Raw genomic sequence first — 19,931 nt, forward strand, 5'->3', positions numbered from 1 at the left:
ACTATCGCCATGTGCGTTGTGACCAGCCCGTGACCTGAGTGGACCGAACCCCGTGCGGTTCGGGTGGATCGGCGCCGATAACTACCTGATCAGGCATCCGATCGGGACGGCATCAGACGTCCGATCGGGACGGCGGAAGCGGGCTCGGGCGGGACGTTCCGAACGGTACCGCCGTCGGTGGATCGACCAACTCGGGCGCCTGCGGCTGGCGCGGCGCGGTCTCCACCTGTGCCGGCACCGGCAGGTCGTCCCCGGCCACCCCCAACTCGGCGAGCCTGCGCGCACTGACCAGCACCCGGGCCTCCAGCGAGCCCACCGCCCGGTTGTACGCGGTCACCGCGCCACCCAGCGCACCGCCGAGTTTCGACACGTGCTCGCCGAGGGTGCCGAGCCGGCCGTACAGCTCGCGGGCCAGCGTGTGCACCGCCACCGCGTTGCGGGCCAGCGCCTCCTGCCGCCACGAGTAGGCGACCGTACGCAGCAGCGCCACCAGGGTCGCCGGGGTGGCCAGCACGATGTCCCGGGCGAACGCGTGCTCCAGCAGCGTCGGGTCGCGTTGCAGCGCCACGTCGAGGAACGGGTCGGCGGGTACGAACAGCACCACGAACTCGGGGGACTGGTCGAAGGCGGCCCAGTAGGACTTGGCGGCCAACGCGTCGACGTGTGCCCGCAGGTGCCGGGCGTGCGCGTCCAGGTGCCGGTCCCGCCCCTGCTCGTCGCGCGCCTCCATCGCCGTCAGGTACGCCTCGAACGGCGCCTTCGCGTCCACCACCACCGACCGGCCACCGTGCAGGCGTACCACCAGGTCGGGGCGGACCACCTGCTGGTCGGTGGCGGCGGTCACCTGCTCGGCGAAGTCGCAGTGCTCCAACATCCCGGCCGCCTCGACGACCCGGCGGAGCTGGTGCTCGCCCCAGCGCCCCCGCACCTGTGGTGCCCGCAGCGCGGCGACCAACTGCTTCGTCTCGGTACGCAGCTCGCCGGAGACCGAGGTCATCGCGCGGACCTGCTCACGCAGCTCGGCGTACGCGTCGACCCGGTCGCGTTCCAGCTCGGCCACCCGCTGCTCGTACCGGCGCAGCGTCTCGTGCAGCGGCGCCACCGCCCGGGCCACCGCCTCCTGCGACTGGGCGGTCGCCTCGTAGGAGAGCGCCCGCAGCGACTGCTCCAGCCGGCCCTCGCCCTCCCGGGTCGCCCGCAGGGTCGCGTCCAGCCGGGCGATCTCGGCCGTCGACCGCGCGGTCGCGGCGAGCCAGCCGACCGTCCCGCCCGCGACGAGGCAGACGATCACCACGGCCACGGTCGAGAGGTTCACGTCACAGAGCATGCCAGGCGCCCGCTCGACCTGCGCGGTTACTCGCCGGGCGTGGGTACCGTGGGGTGATGGGTGAGGTGATCTGGTTCCTCCTGCTGGTGGTGCTGGTCGGCGGCGGACTGCTCTGGTGGCGCCGGGAGAGCGCGGCCCGGCAGGCCCGGGAACTCGCCGACGCCCGGGCCGAGGCCGGCCGCTGGTACGAGCGGCTGGGCGGGCAGTTGATGAACCTGCACGGCGACGAGCCGGCGGTCCGGCAGGCGCTGGCCGACGCCGGTGAGCGGTACAACGCGGCCGGTAGCCAGCTCGAACAGGCCCGCAGCGCCCGGCAGTACGCGCTGGCCCGGGAAACCGCCCTGGAAGGGCTGGCGTACGTCCGGGCGGCCCGGACGGCGCTCGGCATCGACCCGGGCCCCGAGCTGCCGCCGCTGGCCGCCGCCCGGGGGACCGGGGCGATCACCGTGCCGAGGGAGGTGCAGGTCCAGGGCGAGACGTTCCGGGCCGGGCCGAACCCGGGGTCGGCGACGCCGTACTACTACCCGGGCGGGCGGATGCAGGGTCGGCCGGTGCCGGCCGGCTGGTACTCGACCCCGTGGTGGAAGACCGGCCTGGCCGCCGGTGCCGGGGTGCTGGGCGGGATGTTGATCGCCGACGCGCTCTTCTCACCCGCCTTCGCCGACCCCGGGTACGGCTACGACGCCGGCTACCAGGAGGGCTTCGCGGACGGCGCGGACTACGGCGACGCGGGCGGAGCCGGTGACGTCGGCGGCGGTGACGTCGGCGGTGGCGATTTTGGCGGTGGAGACTTCGGCGGCGGTGGGTTCGGTGGTGGCGACTTCGGCGGCGGGGACTTCGGCGGCGGCGGAGATTTCTAGCTCCCGGGCGTGAATGTCCGGGTCGCCGTGCCGGCGTCGGGCTAACCGTCCGGCGGATGGTAGGGCTGACCGGATGGTCTCCCGTCGGCCGAGCCGGCAGAGTCGTCAACTGTGAGCGTTGAGGTGGAGACCGTGGGGAGGCGCCGGCCGATGGTCGCCGGACGCTGGTTGACCAGCCTGGCCGCAGCGGGACTCGGGGTCGTGGTGGTGACCGTGACCGCGCAGTCGATCGACCGGTTCCACTGGTGGGCCGGCTTCGTCCTGGTACCCGGAGCACTGATCGCGGCGTCCGGCGGACCGCTGCTGGCCCGTGGCGGCGGGCGCGCGTTCGTCGGATACCTGCTGGCCTGCGTCGGCGGTCTGGTCTTCGCGGTCGGTGCGCTGCTGATGCTCGGGGTGATGGGCAAGGGTTGGCCGTTCATGATCACCCTGCCGGCGCTGGCCGTCGCCGGCACCTACTTGTGGCGGTCGCCGGACCCGCTGCCCCAGGCGTTCCACCGCACGGTCGCGATGCTGGCGCTGAACGCCGCCGCGCTCGGGGTGACCTTCCTGCTGCTGGTCAACGACGTGCTCGACTTCGGTGCGACCGGCTGGTGGGGCGCGTTCATGATGGTCAGCGGCGTGATCATCCTGGCCAACGGGCTGGAGTTGCTCCGGCACCGGATCGCCTACCGGGCCCAGGCGGTCACCCTGGCGGTCGGTCCGGCGGTGATCGCCTTCCTGCTGGGCCTGCGCTTCCTGCGCGACTGGCCGTTCTGACGCGCCTCCTGGGCGGCTGACCGGTCGGGTGGCCGGCCGGACCGGCCGCCGAGGTCCGGGTCAGCGGTCGTCACCCGGGCGTACGATTCCGGCCTCGTAGGCGAAGACCACCACCTGGACCCGGTCCCGCAGGGCGAGCTTGCCGAGGATCCGGCCGACGTGGGTCTTCACGGTCGCCTCGGAGACGGTGAGCAGGGCCGCTATCTCGGCGTTGGATCGGCCCCGGGCCACCTCCACCAGGACCTCCCGTTCCCGCTCGGTGAGCCGGTGCAGCCGCTCGTCGAGCGGGGACCGCCCGGTCGACGGGTCCGGCAGGTACCCGGCGAAGGCGTCGATCAGCCGCCGGGTCACGTTCGGCGCCACCACCGCGTCGCCGGCCGCCACCGCCCGGATCCCGGTGAGCAGGTCGGCCGGGGGTACGTCCTTGAGCAGGAAGCCGCTCGCCCCGGCCCGCAGCGCGGCGAAGACGTACTCGTCGAGGTTGAACGTGGTGAGCACGAGGATCCGGGCCGGCGCGCCGGACTCGACGATCCGCCGGGTCGCCTCGATGCCGTCCAGCACCGGCATCCGGACATCCATCAGTACGACGTCCGGGCGCAGCGTACGGGTCATCGAGACGCCCTGCGCACCGTCACCGGCCTCGCCGACCACCACCAGGTCGGGCTGGCTCTCCAGCACCATCCGGAAGCCGAGCCGGAGCAGCGGCTGGTCGTCGACGAGCAGCACACTGATGGTCACGCCGTCCCCCTGCCCCGTCCCGCGATCACCTTGGTCGCCCGGTCACGTCGTCTTCTCCTCGCCGCCCGGTCACGTCGGCCTCTCGCCGCCGCCCGTTCACGTCGGCTTCTCGTCGTCGAGCCGCAGCCGGGCCCGTACCCGCCAGCCGGGGCCGTCGGGCCGGGGACCGGCCTCGACCTCGCCGCCGTACGCCGTGGCCCGTTCGATCATCCCAGCCAGTCCGTGCCCGTCGCCCGCACCGGGCGTGGCGGTACGCCCAGCGCCGTCGTCGACGATCTCCAGGTGCAGGCCGTCCGGCCGGAAGTCCAGCCGGATCCGCACCTCGGCGGCCGGGCCGGCATGCTTCAACGTGTTGGTGAGCGCCTCCTGAACGATCCGGTACGCGGCGAGCCCGACACCCGGACCGCACTCCGTCGGTGCACCGTCGACGGTCAGTCCGATTCGCGGTCCGGCGGAGCGTACCTGCGCCACCAGCGCCGCCAGGTCGTCCAGTCCCGGCTGGGGTGCACGGCCGACGGCGTCGTCGCGGAGCAGGCCGAGCAGCCGACGCATCTCGCCGAGCGCCTGCCGCCCGGTCGCCGACACCTGTGCCATCGTCTCGGCGGCCCGCTCGGGCGCCGTACCGGCGGCGTAGCTGGCGCCGTCGGCGAGCGCGACCATCACGGCGAGGTTGTGCGCCACGATGTCGTGCAGGTCCCGGGCGATCCGGGCGCGTTCTGCGGCGACGGCGAGCCGGGCCCGCTGGTCCCGTTCCCGCTCCAGCCGGCGGGCCCGCTCCTCCAACTCGGCCAGGTACGCCCGCCGGATCCGGACCGTGATCCCGAGCAGCACCGTCGCGGCGAGACCGCAGGTGACGAATCCCAGCGCGGTCCAGTGCGGCCCGCCCGGCAGCAGGAGTACGGCTGCCGGGATCTCGGTGGCGGCGAGGATCGGCCAGACGTAACGCTGGGGGCGGTACCGGGCGACGGTGTAGATCGCCACCGCGACGACGAGTTCCGGATGTATCCCGTTGACCCGGATCCCCTCCAGCACCGCCGAGACGACCGCGAGGCCGTACACCGACCAGCAGACCAGTACCGGGGCCCGGCGTCGCCAGACCAGCGGGGCGTGCACGGCGCCGAACCACAGCCAGGCGGCGACGCCGGTGTCGGCGAGTGCCACCGGTCCGCTGACCAGCCCGAGCAGCACGACCAGGCCGGCGTCCACCCAGCGGGGATGGCGCCGGAGCCGGTCCCGGAGCCCGCGCAACACCGCCGGCCCGAACTCGTCCACGGGCCGGACCGAACCCGCGCCGGAACGCGGGGCCGGTGGAACGTCCCGCATCGGATCACCTCCTCCTCGGCTCGGCCCGCCGGTCGCCCGTCCTGTCGGTGGAATGGTCGCCCCGTCCCGTCGGCGAAGTGGCCAACCATCCCGGCCGTGGAGTGGCCAACCGCCCCGGCCGTGGAGCGGTCAACCGTTCCAGCCGTGGAGTGGTCAACCGTCCCGGCGGCGGAGTACGGCGACCCCGCCGAGCAGCAGTGCGGCGGCCCAGCCGACCAGCACCGTGACGGCGGCGCCGGGCGTCAGCATCTCGAACGGGGCGCCGTCGCCGTGCAGGGAGTACATGGCCTGGCCGGCCAGGGCCGGCACGAACTTCAGCACCTTCTCCTCACGCTCGCCGGGCAGTACCGGTCCGAGCAGCACCGGTACGACCATCAGTAGCACCACCAGCGTGGTGATCGCCCCGGCGGTATGCCGCAGCATCGCACCGATGCCGAGCCCGAGCAGCCCCATCAGCACCGCCGCACCGGCGGCCCCGGCGATCGCGCGCGGCACGGCCGGGTCGCCCAGGGTGGCGCCGTCCGGGCCGATCCCGGCCTGGCAGGCCAGGAACGCGGCGAGACAGGTGACCGCCAGTACCGGCGCGGTGAGCCCGATCAACGCGACCGCCTTCGCACCGAGCACCGGCCAGCGCCGGGGTACGGCGGTCAGGGTGGCCCGGATCGCGCCGCTGCCGTACTCGCCGGAGATCTGGAGTATCCCGAACACGCCGATCACCAGCATCAGGAAGTCCATCGGCAGCAGCGCCACCGCGACCGCGTCGGCCACGCTCGGGGCCGGCTCGCCGGACTGCACCGAGCGGCGTACGCCGTAACCGATGGCGGCGGCCAGTCCCACCGCGAGCAGCAGCACCGTACCCAGGGTCAGCCAGGTGGACCGGAGTGACCGGAGCTTGGTGAACTCCGAACGCACCACCCGGGCGAACGTGATCCTCATCGGTACTCCACCGCCTCCCGGGTCAACTCCATGTACGCCTCCTCCAGCGACGCCCGTCGCGGGGTCAGCTCGTGCAGGGCCAGCCCGCCGCCCCGGGCCAGCTCGCCGATTTTCTCCGCGCCCAGCCCGGCGGCCTGGAACAGACCCGGCTCTACGGCGGTCAGCGCGGCACCGTGCGCGGTGAGCAGCTCGGCGAGTTCGCCCGCGTCCGGCGAGCGGACCAGCACGCTGCCCACGGCGACCCGGGCGATCAGGTCCGCGACGGTGGTGTCGGCGAGCAGCCGGCCCCGGCCGACGATCACCAGGTGTTCGGCGGTGACCGCCATCTCGCTCATCAGGTGGCTGGAGACCAGCACGGTACGTCCCTCGGCGGCCAGCCCCTTGAGCAGGTTGCGCACCCAGAGCACCCCATCCGGGTCGAGCCCGTTGACCGGCTCGTCGAGGATCACCACCGCCGGGTCGCCCAGCAGGGCGGCGGCGATCCCGAGCCGCTGCCCCATGCCGAGCGAGAAGCCGCCGGCCCGCCGGTCGGCGACGGTGCTCAGCCCGACCGTCTCCAGTACCTCGTCGACCCGTCCCCGGCCGATCCCGTGCGTCTGGGCCAGCGCCAGCAGGTGGTTGCGGGCACTGCGGCCCCGGTGCACCGCCTTGGCGTCGAGCAGGGAACCGACCTGGCACAGTGGTGCCGGGTGTTCGCGGTAGGGACGGCCGGCCACGGTGACCGTGCCGGCGGTCGGCCGGTCCAACCCCACGATCATCCGCATGGTGGTGGACTTGCCGGCCCCGTTCGGGCCGAGGAACCCGGTGACCTGACCGGGGGCGACCGTGAACGACAGTTCGTCGACGGCGAGGGTGCCGCCGAAGCGCTTGGTCAGCGCCTGTGCCTCAATCATGACCTCGACGCTAGGCACGGCCGGGCCGCCCGCCGACCGCCCCGAGGCTGGTCGTCGGCGTCCCGGCCGTACGCCTGAAGTCGTACGCCGTCCTCCCCGGAGGGGGTGCTATCGGCGGAGTCGCCAGGTGAGGCCGTGGCCGTACGGGTAGCGGACGGCGGTCGGGTCGGCCGGGTCCGGGACGCTGACCGGCAGCTTGCCGGCCGGCGCGACCTCTCCGGTGAGTACCCGGGTCAGCGCCTCCATCGACGCCTTCGTGTAGCCGAACGTGCTGAGCTGGGTCGGCACGTCGTCGAAGTGCCCGACGTCGTACGCGTCCCGCACCGCGACCACCACCACCGGCTTTCCGGTGGCGGCCAGCGCGTGCACCAGCTTCTGCTGCCGGGCGTTCGGGTCGCTGACGGTGGTGTCGAAGGACTTCTGGGTCAGCACGATGGTCAGGTCGTTGGCCTGGGCCGCCGCCACCGCCTCGGCGATCTTCGCGTCGTTCGGGAGCCCGGTCGGCAGCGCCGTGCTCCGGTTGCCCCGGGCGGTCAGTCCGGCGGCGAGGGTGCCGACGTTGTCGAAGGCGCTGGAGTTCCAGCCGGTGACCAGCACCGACCGGTCGGCCCGGGGCAGCGGCAGCAGTTTCGCGTCGTTGCGCAGCACGGTCACCGTACGGTCGGCGATCTTCCGAAGTTCGGCCTGGTGGGCGGGCTGGCCGACGATCCGTTCGGCGCCGGCCGGGTCGACCGGCGGCACCCCGTCGAGTACGCCCCGGCGCTGCTTGACGGTGAGGATCCGGCGTACCGACTGGTCGATCCGGGCCTCGGGAAGTTCGCCGGAGGCGACCGCGGCCAGCACGGAGTTGACCGCCAGGTCCAGGTTCGGCGGCATCAGCAGCAGGTCGGCGCCGGCCTTGAGGGCGAGCACGGGTACCCGGTCGTCGCCGTACTTCTGCCGTACCCCGGCCATGGCGAGCGAGTCGGTGACCACCACGCCCCGGAAGCCGAGCTGCTCGCGGAGCAGTCCGGTGAGGATCGGCGGGGAGAGCGTGGCCGGGTCGCCGGAGGCGTCCAGCGAGGGTACGACGATGTGCGCCGTCATGATGGTGTCGACTCCGGCGGCGATGGCGGCCCGGAACGGCGGTGCGTCCAGCCGCTGCCACTCGGCCCGGGTGTGGTGGATCACCGGCAGTGCGGTGTGGCTGTCGTCGCGGGTGTCGCCGTGTCCGGGGAAGTGCTTGGCGGCCACGCTCACCCCGGCACCGGACTGGAATCCGAGCACCTGGGCGGCGGTCATCCCGGCCACCAGCAGCGGGTCGGAGCCGAAGGAGCGTACCCCGATCACCGGGTTGGCCGGGTTGACGTTGACGTCGGCCGACGGTGCCCACGCCTGCTGGATGCCGACGGCCGCCAGCTCCCGCCCGGTGATCCGGGCCGCCGAGTACGCGTCGACCAGGCTGCGGCCGGCGCCCAGCGCCATGTTGCCGGGGAAGAGGGTGGCCGGGGCCGGCAGCCGCTGCACGATGCCGTGCTCCTGGTCGGTGGAGACGAGCAGCGGGATGCGGGGCCCACTGGCGGCGGCGCTCGCCTGGAGCCCGTTGGAGAGTTCGGCGATCTGCCGAGGCGAGTCGAGGTTGTGCGACCAGGAGAAGTAGATGACCCCGCCGAGGTGGTACTTCGCCACCACCTCGGCCCCGGTGCCGACGCCGTACGCCTGGCGGTTGGCGGTGGCGTCGGCGGCGCTCGGCGCGGTGGCGGAGCCGCCGTAGACGTAGGTGGCGAAGAGCTGGCCGACCTTCTCCGGCAGGCTCATCCGGGCGATCAGCCGGTCCACAGGGGACGGTTTGCCGGCCGCCGTGCCGGCCCGGGCGGGTGGACCGATGCCCACGCCCGCGGCGACGAGCAGTGCGCTCGCGACGGTCGATGCCAGTAGCCGGCTCCGCATGGCGCCTCCCGGTGATTCATCCGACCCTATAAATTAGTCGTCCGCCCCGGTGCTGGGCAAGAAGCTTCCCTGTTATTGCCAAGGTCGAAGGAAAGCTTCATCCTGGTCTGAGTCGTGGTCGACGAGGTCGGTCGATGGCTGGCAAGCTGACAGGGAGGTGCGACGATGCGTCGTCGGAGGATCGGCACCAGCGTCATCGGGACCGGAACCGGCATGGTTCTCCTGGTCACGGCCCTGGCCGTGCCACAACCAGCACTCGCCGGCCCGAAGGTCGGCCAGATGGTCACCGGCCCGAAGGTAGGTCAGGCGGTCGCCGGCCCGAAGGTAGGTCAGTTGGTCGCCGGGCCGAAGGTCGGCCAGGTGGTGGGCGGTGTGCAGCGGGTGGGCCGGCAGGACGGGCCGCCGGCCGTCGACCCCGACGACATCCGTTTCCAGCGGCGCGCGCTGCGGACCGGCCGGCCGCAGGAGGTCGGGCTGCTTCCCGAGTACGTCGACAGGCTGCGCGCCGACGCCGAGGCGTACCTCACGCCGACCCCGGACCACCCCAACTTCCCCACGTACGCCGGAGCGGTGCTGCTCGCCGCCAAGGACGGCGTGGTGGTCCGGCACGACGCGCTCGGCATGGCGGTGAAATACGAATCGGTCGGGCCGGCACCCGGCCGGGTCGGGGTCGAGTTGCCGGCCGACCAGCAGATCCCGATGCGCAGGGACACCATCTTCGACCTCGCCTCGATCTCCAAGCTCTTCACCACTGTGGTGGCACTGCGTCAGGTCGAGCGCGGCACGATCGACCTGGACGCGCCGGTGGTGCGCTACCTGCCGGAGTTCGCCGCCGGTGGCAAGGAGGCGGTGACGGTCCGGATGCTGCTCACCCACACCGGCGGGCTGCCCGCGTTTGCTCCACTGTGGAGTGCCTATCCGACCCCGGAGGCCCGGGAGGCAGCCGCCCTGGCCACCCCGTTCGCCGCCGGTGCCACCCCCGGCAACCAGTACGTCTACTCCGACCTCGGGCTGATCGCGCTCGGCGTACTCGTGGAAAGGGTGACCGGCCGCCCGCTGGAACACCTCGTCGCCGCCGAGGTGACCGGGCCGCTGCGGATGCACGACACCGGCTACAACCCGGCACCGGCGCTGCGGCACCGGATCGCCGCCACCGAATACCAGCCGTACGCGAACCGGGGCATAGTCTGGGGCGAGGTGCACGACGAGAACGCCTGGGCGCTGGGTGGGGTGGCCGGGCACGCCGGACTCTTCTCCACCGCCGCCGACCTGGCGATCTTCTGCCAGATGCTGCTGAACGGCGGCGAATACCGGGGCGCCCGGATCCTCCGCGAGTCCACCGTGCGGGACATGCTGGTCAACTACAACGCCGGGCTGGAAACCCGCTATCCGGACAGCGACCGAGGGCTCGGCTTCGAGCTGAACAAGCACGGCTACATGGGGCCGCTCGCCTCGCCGGTCACCTTCGGGCACACCGGGTTCACCGGTACCTCGATCGTGGTCGACCCGCTGTCGCAGACCTTCCTGATCCTGCTCACCAACCGGGTACATCCGGACCGGAACTGGGGTACCAACACGGTCGCCCGGCGGGCGCTGGCCCGCGACCTCGCGTACGCGATCCCGGTCCGGCCGCCGCTGGGCGGCACCGCCTGGCGCGCGGACGACCGCGACGGCGGCAGCGTCACCCTCACCGCGCCGCTGCGCCGCGCCGCCGGCCGGGCTGCGGTGGCCAGCTTCCGACTCTGGTACGACACCGAGCCGCGCTACGACGTGCTGCACTTCCAGACCTCGGCGGACGGTGGCGAGACCTGGACGCCGGTCGACGTGACCCTGCTCGGGTTGACCGGCCGGTGGACCGCCGAGGGATCGGTCACCGGCTACGGCGGCCGGCGCTGGTGGCAGGCGCTCGCCGAACTGCCCGTCGGCACCACCCACCTGCGCTGGAGCTACGCCACCGACGCCACCTCCCGAGGCCGGGGCGTGTACGTCGACGCGCTGCTCGCGGTCGGCACCAACGGTCTGCTCTTCTCCGGCGAGGGCACCGACGCCACCCGCTTCACCGCCACCGGCTGGACCCCCTCCGACCGCTGACGCCGATCGCTCCGCGCCCCGTCCGCCCCGCGCTGGCGGCCACCTCGGGGTGGTGGGCGGTCGCCAAGGATCTTGGAGAATTGCGGTTCGTGGCTAACCACAACTTGCCGTGGATCTTGGGGCCCCGGATGTGTCCGGGCGTTGTCCACAGGCGGAGGGGTTGTCATTGCGGGTGAGTGGGCGGGTCCGCACACTTGGTCGGGTGCCTGTCACTCCCCGTCAGCCTGTCCCTTCCGGTCAGCCTGTCACTCCCCGTCAACCGGGAATCGCCGTCGACGGCGGACAGCGGCCTCGTCAGCAGTCGCCGAAGCCACCTCGGCGGCCCGGCCTGCCGAGGCCGGCGAGCCTGCGGGGACCAGGGCTGCCAGGAATATCGGGACTGCCGGGACTTTCGGGACTGCCGGGACTGTCGGGGCTGCCGGCGGAGGATGCCGGCGAGCTCGACTGGCTGGCATTCGAACAGGCCGGCGTCCTGACGAGCGGCCAGGCGGAACGGCTGCTGGGCCGGGGAACTGTCCGTGGCCTGGTCAGGTCGGGTCGGTGGCGCTCGCTGTGTCGGGGCCTGCTGCTCACCGGAAACGGACGACTCACCCGTGACCAGCAGCTCTGGGTTGCCGTACTGGTTGCGGGGCAGGGGGCGGTACTGGCCGGGGCCACTGCCGCCGGCGAAGCGGGCGTACGCGGACTGCGGCGGGAGCCGCTGCACGTGCTGGTCCCCGCCGCCCGGCGCGCCTCCACCGCACTGCGTCGGCTACCGCTCGACATGCCGGCCGTACTGGTACGGCGGACGGCGGTCCTGCCCGAGTCGCACCTGCAGCTCGGCAGGCCGACGCGTACCACCACTGCTCGGGCGCTGGCCGATGCGGCGGGTTGGGCCCGCTCCGACGACGAGGCGCGGAGCATTCTCGCGGCCGGCTGCCAACAGCGGCGTACGACGGCCGGCGAGATCCGTGCGGTGGCGGCCGAGCTGCCAAAACTGTGCCGACGGCCGTTGATCCTGCGTACGCTCGACGATGTCGAGGGCGGGGCACAGGCGCTCTCCGAGTTGGATTTCGTGGCGCTGTGCCGCCGGTTCCGACTGCCCGCCCCGGACCTTCAGCAGCATCGTGTGGACACCAGCGGGCGGAGGCGCTACCTGGACGCGTACTGGCGGCGGTGGCGGTTGCACGTCGAGGTGGACGGCGCACACCACATGGACGTACGCCATTGGGCGGCCGACCTGCGCCGGCAGAACGAGATTTGGATCGCGGGCGACCGCATCCTGCGGTTTCCGGCCTTCCTGGTTCGTAGCCGGCCGGCGGAGGTGGCCGGCCAGGTGCGGGCCGGGCTGGAAGCGGCCGGCTGGCGAGCCGACGCCTGACCACGACGACCGTTCCCGCGTATACCACCCGCCACCCGGGTTGACCTGGTTCACTCCACAGTGGATTGGCTGCAACCGGGTGATGTCGGGTTTCTTGACAGCAAGGCGGGACTAAATGACGATCTAGCGCCAGTTCTCCTCGGCCCGCCGGAAAGCGAGATCCCGCCGCCCGGCGTCCTCCGGTGGGCCCTTGCCGGTAGGCGCTCGCGCCCGGGTCGGCGATCCGGGCACCGGTAGGCGCTCGCGCCCGGGTCGGCGATCCGGGCACAGGCGCCGGCTGGGATGATCTCGCGATGGCGGAGAGCTGGCAGACACTCGACGAGATCCGCGAGGCGCGCGCCCGATTCGAGGCCGCACTGAAATGGACCCGGCCCGTCCTGCACGGGATCGGGTTCGCGCCCGCCGAGAGCGAGGGTCGGGACGGCGAGGGTGCGAACGGCGACGGCCCGGACGGTGGCGGTCAGGCCGTGCTCGGGGAGACCGGGTCGGAGATCTCGTTCGTCCGGGTCAACGACGGGGAGGCGCTGCTGTCCGCGGCGGTGCTGGCGACGGTGGCGGACTGGCACGGCGACACCGGCTGGGTGCGGCTCGACCGGGACCAGCTCGCGGCGGCGATCGAACTGTTGACCCCGGCCGAGGCGTGCCGTGAGGTGCCGCACCCCAACCTGCGGGTCTGGCGCGACGTGCAGCGCTGGAGCTGGGACGAGGGCACCCTGGTCGCGGTCTTCGACGCCGACCTGGACAAGCCGACCGCCGACCCGTACGTGCTCGCGTTGCGCGAGGTGGTGGCCTCGGGCCGGCAGGGCGTACCGCCGGGGGAGGTGCGGAGTTGGCCGCCGCCGGGCGCCGACGACCACCCGCTGCGGGTCGCCTGGCAGGCCCGCTGGCCGCAGACCCCGCCGGTCGGTCACCGCCTGAGATGGCTGGGCGACCACTGGGTACGGTTCCACGTGCTGCCCGACGCCAGGCGTCATCCCGGCACCGAGGACGAGTACGCCACCGTGCTGCACCGGCACCACACCCTGCTGGACGAGCTTCGCGGCGAGCTTCCCGAGCTGCTGGTGATCACGCTGGAGCTGGCGGGCCGGCCGGTGCCGGGCAACCGTACGCCGATCATGGCGGACCTGCTGCCCGACGCGGAGTGCTGGACGGTGCTCTCCTGGCCGGACCTGCACCCGCAGCTCCTCTTCGCGCACGCCTACGTCAGCCCGCTTCCCCGGCAGTCCGACCGGCTGGAGCCGCTGCTCCGCGCGGTCGCCGACGGCCGGGTGACGGACGTGGTCGTCGCCCCGCCCGACCTGTCCTGGCTCTACGCCCCGTACGACGGTGGCGCCGACGTACTGCTCGGCACCCCGGAACTGCGCGACGAGTTGCGGGCCGGGCATCCCGACTGGCTGTCCCACCAACTCGGCGGGAAGTAGGTTCGGTTCAGAACGCGCAGGCGATGACGAGTTCGGGAGTGCGGTCGGGAAGGAAGTCGAGTTTCCCGATCCGGCCGGCCGCCTTCAGGTCACCGGCGATGCTGGCAAGCTGTTCCAGCATCGCCGCCGGGCCGAGCGCCTCGGCCAGCGGCACCTCGGTACGCATCGAGACCTTCCGTTCCGACTTCGCCCGCCGCACCTGGGTCAGTGCCGCGCCGGCCAGCTCCAGCAGCGCCGGGTCGCCGTCCCCGGCCACCCGCTGGATCTCGTACGTCGTCGGCCACGGCGAGCGGTGCACCGAGCCGTACCGCCACCAGGACCAGACCTCCTCGCTCACGTACGGCAGGACCGGGGCGAACAGGCGCAGCAGGGTGGAGAGCGCGGCGGCCAGCGCCGCCCGAGCCGACTCGGCGCCGGCACCCTCGCCGTAGGCGCGCTCCTTCACCAACTCGATGTAGTCGTCGCAGAACCGCCAGAAGAACGCCTCGGTGACCTGCAACGCCTCGGTGTGGTCGTACCGGTCGAAGGCGGCGGTCGCGGCGGCGACCACGGTGGAGAGTCCGGCGAGCATCGACCGGTCCAGCGGCTCGGTGACCGGCGCCCGCAGGGCGTCGCCGGCACCGAGGCCGAGCGCGAACTTGGACGCGTTGAGCAGTTTGGTGGCCAGCCGGCGGCCGACCCGGATCTGGCCCGGGTCGAACGCCAGGTCGGTGCCGGGCCGCCCGTTCGCCGCCCAGTACCGGACCGCGTCCGGGCCGTGCTCCTCCAGCAGTGCGATCGGGGTCTGCACGTTCCCCTTGGACTTGGACATCTTCTTGCGGTCCGGGTCGAGGATCCAGCCGGAGAGCACCGCGTCCCGCCAGGGCAGCACCCCGGCCTCCAGGTGCGCGCGCACCACGGTCGAGAACAACCAGGTACGGATGATCTCCTGCCCCTGTGGCCGCAGGTCCATCGGAAAGACCCGGGCGTAGAGGTCGGGGTCGTCGAGCCAGCCGCCGACGATCTGCGGGGTGAGTGACGAGGTGGCCCAGGTGTCCATCACGTCCGGGTCCGCGACGAAACCACCCGGTCGGCCGCGCTGCGACTCGGTGTAGCCGGCCGGAGTGTCGGAGCTCGGATCCACCGGCAGCGTCGACTCGTCGGCCGTGAGAGGCTGGGCGTAGTCCGGCTCGCCAGTGTCGTCGAGCCGGTACCAGACCGGGAACGGCACCCCGAAGTAGCGCTGCCGGCTGATCAGCCAGTCCCCGGTCAGCCCGCTCACCCAGTGGTCGTAGCGGTGCCGCATGTGCCCCGGCACCCAGTGCAGCTCACGTCCTCGTTCGAGCAGTTCGGCCCGCAGTTCGGCGTCCCGGCCGCCGTTGCGCAGATACCACTGCCGGGTCGAGATGATCTCCAGCGGGCTGTCGCCCTTCTCGTAGAACTTCACCGGATGGGTGATCTGCCTCGGCTCGCCGACCAGGTCGCCGGAGGCGGTCAGCAGTTCCACGATCCGCCGCCGGGCCGCGTTGACCCGCAGGCCGGCGAGTTCGGCGTACGGGGTCGGGTCGACTCCGGCGGGTGGCTCCGGCAGCAGCCGGCCGTCCCGGCCGATCACCACCCGGGTGGGCAGTCGCAGCTCCCGCCACCAGGTCACGTCGGCCAGGTCACCGAAGGTGCAGGTCATTACGAGACCGCTGCCCTTGGCCGGATCGGCCAGCGGATGGGCGTAGACGGTCAGTTCGGTGCCGAACAGCGGGGTGCGGACCCGGCCGCCGACCAGGTCGGCGTAGCGCTCGTCGTCGGGGTGGCAGACCAGCGCCACACAGGCCGGCAGCAACTCAGGACGGGTGGTCTCGACGTACACGTACGGGTCGTCGCGGCCGGGGCCGGGACCGGCCGGGGTACCCGCGCTGCCCGGCCCGGACGCCAGCACCTCGAACCGGATCCGGTGGTACGCCCCCGGTCGCTCCCGGTCCTCCAACTCCGCCTGGGCCACCGCCGTGCCGAAACCGACGTCCCAGAGCGCCGGCGCCTCGGTGGAGTACGCCTCGCCCCGGGCCAGGTTCCGCAGGAACGCCCGCTGCGCGGTGGCCCGCGCCGTCCGGCCGATCGTCGTGTACGTCAGCGACCAGTCCACCGACAGCCCGAGCAGCCGCCACAGCTCCTCGTAGACCTGTTCGTCCTCGGCGGTCAGCGCGGCGCACAGCTCGACGAAGTTGCGTCGGGAGATCGAGACCGGCTGTTTCCGGGCCGCCTCGCCGACCGGCCGCTGCGGCGGCTGCCACTGCGGGTCGTACGGCAGCGTCGGGTCGCAGCTCACCCCGTACACGTTCTGCACCCGGCGTTCGGTGGGCAGGCCGTTGTCGTCCCAGCCCATCGGGTAGAAGACCGTCCGGCCGCGCATCCGCTGGAACCGGGCCACCGTGTCGGTGTGGGTGTACGAGAAGACGTGCCCCATGTGCAGTTCGCCGGATACGGTCGGCGGCGGAGTGTCGATCGAGTACACGTCCGCCCGGCTCTTCGTCCGGTCGAAGGCGTACGTCCCCTCCTCCTGCCAGCGGCGGGCCCACTTGTCGGCCAGGCCGTCGAGGCTCGGCCGCTCGGGGACACCGGTGCGCTGGTGCCGCTCCGTATCCGTCATTGGCTGATGGTACGGGAGACCACCGGCCGGCCGACCAGGAATTTCTCACCGCTCCCGCCCCGGCCCATCGGCGCTCGGGCAGCCCGTCTCCGCCCGACTCGGGGCTTGTCCGGCGGCTGGCGACTCCGCTGCCCGGTCCCCGGTCCGGCCGGCCGGTGCCGGGCCAGACCCGGCCGGTGCCCGGTCAGGTCGGACTGTGCCTGTCGGTCCGGACCTGTGCCTGGGCAGGCTGGACTGTGCTTGATCAGGCCGGCCAGTGGCCGGTCAGGAACGAGCGGACCAGGGCGGCGTGCGACAGTGGGCTGCCCAGGTCGGTGACGTCGGCGTTGGTGGTGTAGTCCAGCAGCACCACGTCCCGGGCGGCGGAGAGCCGACGCAACTCGGCGACCAGGTCGGCCGCCGGATGCTCCAGCACCCACCGGTACGCCGGCAGGTAGATCCGGCGCCGCGCCTCCTCGTAGCCCAACAGACGGTCGCCGTTCAACCCGGACCGGTGCCCGCGGACCGGGCCGTACCGGCGCACGGTCCGTTTCAGCCCCTTCATGGTGGTCACACCCAACCGGCTCGGATCGACGTCGGTGTCGGCGAAGACCTTGAGCGCCTGCCAGATCCCCTCCACCGACGCACCGGTGACGCCGGGCGACAGCGGCACCGGAATGCCGCCGTGTGGATAGAACGGGCTGAGCCGCACCCAGGGATCGGGACCGCGCGACGTCACGTCCAGCACCAACGCGCCGGGTGCCGCCGCCTCGATCGTCGCCGCCGACCGTCGCCGGCTCATCACCTGTATCGCCACGGACCCCGTTCCTCCGGTCGACCTCGTCGGCACGTCGTCGGCGCCTCGTCGGCCCGGCTGACCGCCCCGCCCGTCGGCCCGACGCGACCCACGAACTCCGGTCGACCCGCATCCTGCCGCCCGGGTACGACATTCCGAACCGGCGGCCGATCGCCGGCTACCGTTGGCGCCGTGATTCCCGACGCACTGGCGCGCAACGTCCGGCAGGTGTGGCGGGCGGACGGGGAGCGCTGGCTCGCCGAGCTGCCCCGGACCCTGGTCGAGGTGGCCGCCGACTGGGAGTTGACCGTCGGCGAGCCGTACGACCTCTCGTTCCACTACGTGACTGCGGTGACGTGTGCCGACGGGCGGCCGGCCGTACTCAAGCTGGGTGTGCCGGGCGCCGAGTCGCTGGGTAACGAGGCACCGGCACTGGCCGCGTTCGACGGCCGGGGCGCCGTACGCCTGCTCCGCGCCGACCTCGACCGGGGTGCGCTGCTGCTGGAGCGGGCCGAGCCCGGCTGGCGGCTGCGTGACCTGGTGCCCTCCCAGGACGCCGAGGCGACGTCGGTGGCGGCGGCGGTGCTGCGCCGGCTCGCCGTGCCCGCGCCGCCCGACTGCGCACTGCCGGACCTCTCCAGCTACGGCGCGGGCTTCGACGACTATCTGCGGGTGCACGGCGACGGCGGGCCGCTGCCGAGTGACCTGGTCGGCCGGGCCGGCGGACTGATGCGTGAGCTGTGCGCGTCGGCGACCGAGCGGACGGTACTGCACGGCGACCTGCACCACGACAACATCCTGCGCGCGGAGCGGGAGCCGTGGCTGGCGATCGACCCGCACGGGCTGGTCGGCGATCCCGGGTTCGAGGTCGGCGCGCTGCTCTACAACCCCGAGCCGGACGACCGGGACCCGGCGTTGACCGCGCTCGTGCCGGCCCGGGTCGAACAACTCGCCGACCTGCTGGCGATGCCGGTGGACCGGGTCGTCGGCTGGAGCTTCGTGATGGCGGTGCTCTCGGACGTCTGGACGGCCGAGGACTGGAAACCGGGCGACCCGTCGCCGGCCAGCCGCGCCCTCGACGTCGCCCGCCTGCTGCTGCCCCGGCTGAACTGAGCACGACGCTGTTCCGGCTGGGCCGGGGACGGTGCTGGGCCCGGGGTCAGCGGCGCAGGGTGAGGCGGAATTCGCAACCGTCGCCGTCGGGCCCCGGCGAGCGCAGTGTGAGGTTGCCGTTGTGTGCCTGTGCGATCTGCCGGGCGATCGCCAGGCCGAGACCGGTGCCGGGGACGTCCCGCCGGCCACGCCAGAATCGCTGGAAGACCTGCTCCTGCTCGTGAGCGGCGATGCCGGGGCCGTGGTCGGTGACCAGTACGGCCACCTCGGACTCGCCGACCTCGACGTCGACCCGTACCGCCGAGCCGGCCGGGGCGTACCGGATCGCGTTGTCGACGAGGTTGGTGACGGCACGGCGTACGGTCGGTTCGTCCACCGCACAGCTCGCGTCGGGCGGCCCGCCGGCCGAGAGTTGGATTCGTCGCTGCGCGGCCAGCACTGCGGCGTCCTCCAGTACCCGACCGACGATGCCGGTCAGGTCGGCCGGTTGCCGGTCGAGGACGCGGGCCCGGCCCCGGGCGTCGGCGAGGAGTTCGTCGAGGGTCGACCGCAGCCGTACCGCCGCGGTCCGGGACCGTTCGAGTCCCCTCCGGTACACCTCGACGGTGGGCTCCGGATGGGTGAGCAGCACCTCGGCATTGGTGACCAGTACGGCCAGCGGGATCCGCAGTTCGTGACTCGTCTCCTCGACGAGCTGCCGCTGGGTGTCGGCGGCCCGCTCCAGCCGGTCGAGCATCGAGTCGAAGCTCGCGGCGAGCGAGACCAACTCGGTCGGCCCCCGGTCGAGTCCGGTACGCCGGCTCAGGTCCGCCCCCTCGATCTCCTCGACGACCCGCCGGATCCGGTCGATTGGGCCGACCGCCCGGCCGGCCCACCACCAGGCCAGTCCGGCAGCGACCGGAGCGAGGGCGAGGACGGTCCAGGTCACCACGCCGGAGGAGTCGGTGGTGGTGTCCTCGACGGGTGCCGTACCGGTCAGCGCCTCCGTCGTCTCGACGTCGGTCACCAGGGTCACGCCGAACAGCAGCAGGACCGGTACGTAGCTGGCCAGGAACCCGAGCACCGCGAGGCGTACCCGCAGCGACCGCCAGTGGCGGCTCACGACGGTTCCGTCAACTGGTAGCCGACGCCGGTGATGGTGACGATCGGCGCCGGATCGCCGAGTTTGCGGCGCAGCCGGCTGAGGATCACCCGCACCGACGAGGTGAACGGGTTGGCGTGCGCGTCCCAGACGTGTTCCAGCAGGTCTTCGGCGGAGAGCACCCGCCCAGGATGGTGCATGAAGTAGCGCAGCAGCGAGAACTCCCGGGCGGTCAGCCCGAGTTCGGTGCCGGCCCGCCACGCCCGGTGCGCGGCCAGGTCCAGGGTCAGGTCGCCGACCCGCAGTGTCGAGTCGGACGCGTCACCCCGGCGGCCGAGCGCCCGCAGCCGGGCGAGGAGTTCGGCGAAGTGGAACGGCTTCACCAGGTAGTCGTCCGCACCCGCGTCGAGCCCGGCCACCCGGTCCGTCACGGCGTCCCGGGCGGTGAGCACCAGGCAGCGCCGGGGCCGGTGCAGCGCCGGATCCCGGCCGAGCCGCCGGACGAGGTCGAGCCCGTCCCCGTCCGGCAGCCCGAGGTCGAGGCAGGCGACGTCGTACCCGGTGGTCCGGAGCAGCTCCTCGGCGTCGGCGTAGCTGGCGGCCAGGTCGACCGCGTACGACTCGTTGCGCAGGCCGAGGGCGACCACCTCGGCGAGATCGGGGTCGTCCTCGACCAGCAGGATTCGCATGCGCGGCTCTCGGGGA

Annotated in this window: 16 protein-coding genes; 6 read left to right on the plus strand and 10 right to left on the minus strand. The window is 72.9% G+C overall.

The features are described from left to right. Window positions 1-112: 112 nt before the first annotated feature. Window positions 113-1,315, minus strand: a complete 1,203-nt coding sequence (locus Pen02_RS03525; protein ID WP_372445562.1) for a DNA recombination protein RmuC — start codon at window positions 1,313-1,315, stop codon at window positions 113-115. A gap of 68 nt (window positions 1,316-1,383) precedes the next feature. On the opposite strand from Pen02_RS03525, the gene Pen02_RS03530 reads away from it, so the two are divergent. Beyond that, window positions 1,384-2,187 (plus strand): hypothetical protein, encoded by an 804-nt coding sequence (locus tag Pen02_RS03530; protein WP_203864452.1) that lies wholly within the window; start codon window positions 1,384-1,386, stop codon window positions 2,185-2,187. A 132-nt stretch (window positions 2,188-2,319) separates the two neighbouring features. Beyond that, on the plus strand, window positions 2,320-2,946 hold the full coding sequence (locus Pen02_RS03535) for a hypothetical protein (protein WP_239140011.1): 627 nt from the start codon (window positions 2,320-2,322) through the stop codon (window positions 2,944-2,946). A 60-nt stretch (window positions 2,947-3,006) separates the two neighbouring features. On the opposite strand, the gene Pen02_RS03540 is transcribed toward Pen02_RS03535, so the two are convergent. The 5 genes from Pen02_RS03540 to Pen02_RS03560 all read right to left on the minus strand — a co-directional run bounded on the left by Pen02_RS03540 (window position 3,007) and on the right by Pen02_RS03560 (window position 8,765). After that, complete coding sequence (locus Pen02_RS03540) at window positions 3,007-3,684, minus strand: response regulator (RefSeq protein ID WP_203864453.1); 678 nt, start codon at window positions 3,682-3,684, stop codon at window positions 3,007-3,009. A 96-nt stretch (window positions 3,685-3,780) separates the two neighbouring features. Further along, window positions 3,781-5,007, minus strand: a complete 1,227-nt coding sequence (locus tag Pen02_RS03545) for a sensor histidine kinase (RefSeq protein ID WP_203864454.1) — start codon at window positions 5,005-5,007, stop codon at window positions 3,781-3,783. Between the two features lie 153 nt (window positions 5,008-5,160). After that, window positions 5,161-5,943, minus strand: coding sequence for an ABC transporter permease subunit (locus Pen02_RS03550; protein ID WP_203864455.1), 783 nt, complete (start codon window positions 5,941-5,943; stop codon window positions 5,161-5,163). Then, a complete protein-coding gene (locus Pen02_RS03555; protein ID WP_203864456.1) occupies window positions 5,940-6,836 on the minus strand; it encodes an ABC transporter ATP-binding protein in 897 nt (298 codons plus the stop codon). The genes Pen02_RS03550 and Pen02_RS03555 overlap by 4 nt, the downstream gene beginning before the upstream one ends. Before the next feature lie 108 nt (window positions 6,837-6,944). Then, window positions 6,945-8,765, minus strand: a complete 1,821-nt coding sequence (locus Pen02_RS03560; protein WP_203864457.1) for a glycoside hydrolase family 3 protein — start codon at window positions 8,763-8,765, stop codon at window positions 6,945-6,947. A gap of 165 nt (window positions 8,766-8,930) precedes the next feature. On the opposite strand from Pen02_RS03560, the gene Pen02_RS03565 reads away from it, so the two are divergent. The 3 genes from Pen02_RS03565 (at window position 8,931) to Pen02_RS03575 (ending at window position 13,637) form a co-directional block, all read left to right on the plus strand. After that, the gene (locus Pen02_RS03565; RefSeq protein ID WP_203864458.1) at window positions 8,931-10,856 is read left to right on the plus strand and encodes a serine hydrolase domain-containing protein; all 1,926 of its coding nucleotides are present in this window, start codon (window positions 8,931-8,933) and stop codon (window positions 10,854-10,856) included. A gap of 202 nt (window positions 10,857-11,058) precedes the next feature. Further along, entirely contained in the window at window positions 11,059-12,216 is a 1,158-nt protein-coding gene (locus Pen02_RS03570) for a PDDEXK family nuclease (protein ID WP_239140012.1), read from the plus strand. A gap of 293 nt (window positions 12,217-12,509) precedes the next feature. Beyond that, on the plus strand, window positions 12,510-13,637 hold the full coding sequence (locus Pen02_RS03575) for a DUF3885 domain-containing protein (protein ID WP_203864459.1): 1,128 nt from the start codon (window positions 12,510-12,512) through the stop codon (window positions 13,635-13,637). A 7-nt stretch (window positions 13,638-13,644) separates the two neighbouring features. Here Pen02_RS03575 and valS read toward each other — a convergent pair whose 3' ends face one another. Both valS and Pen02_RS03585 read right to left on the minus strand, forming a co-directional pair. Further along, a complete protein-coding gene (valS, locus tag Pen02_RS03580; protein WP_203864460.1) occupies window positions 13,645-16,257 on the minus strand; it encodes a valine--tRNA ligase in 2,613 nt (870 codons plus the stop codon). Between the two features lie 244 nt (window positions 16,258-16,501). Then, window positions 16,502-17,053, minus strand: coding sequence for a DUF6939 family protein (locus tag Pen02_RS03585; protein WP_203864461.1), 552 nt, complete (start codon window positions 17,051-17,053; stop codon window positions 16,502-16,504). A gap of 171 nt (window positions 17,054-17,224) precedes the next feature. Between Pen02_RS03585 and Pen02_RS03590 the strand changes: the two genes are divergently transcribed. Continuing rightward, entirely contained in the window at window positions 17,225-18,145 is a 921-nt protein-coding gene (locus Pen02_RS03590) for an aminoglycoside phosphotransferase family protein (protein WP_203864462.1), read from the plus strand. Window positions 18,146-18,191: 46 nt separating this feature from the next. On the opposite strand, the gene Pen02_RS03595 is transcribed toward Pen02_RS03590, so the two are convergent. Continuing rightward, a complete protein-coding gene (locus Pen02_RS03595) occupies window positions 18,192-19,247 on the minus strand; it encodes a HAMP domain-containing sensor histidine kinase (RefSeq protein ID WP_203864463.1) in 1,056 nt (351 codons plus the stop codon). After that, window positions 19,244-19,915 carry a response regulator transcription factor gene (locus tag Pen02_RS03600; protein WP_203864464.1) on the minus strand — a complete coding sequence of 224 codons (672 nt, stop codon included), beginning with the start codon at window positions 19,913-19,915 and terminating at the stop codon, window positions 19,244-19,246. Before Pen02_RS03600 ends, Pen02_RS03595 begins: the two co-directional genes overlap by 4 nt. Window positions 19,916-19,931 lie beyond the last annotated feature (16 nt).

It is taken from the genome of Plantactinospora endophytica (assembly GCF_016862915.1).
Lineage (GTDB): Bacteria > Actinomycetota > Actinomycetes > Mycobacteriales > Micromonosporaceae > Plantactinospora > Plantactinospora endophytica.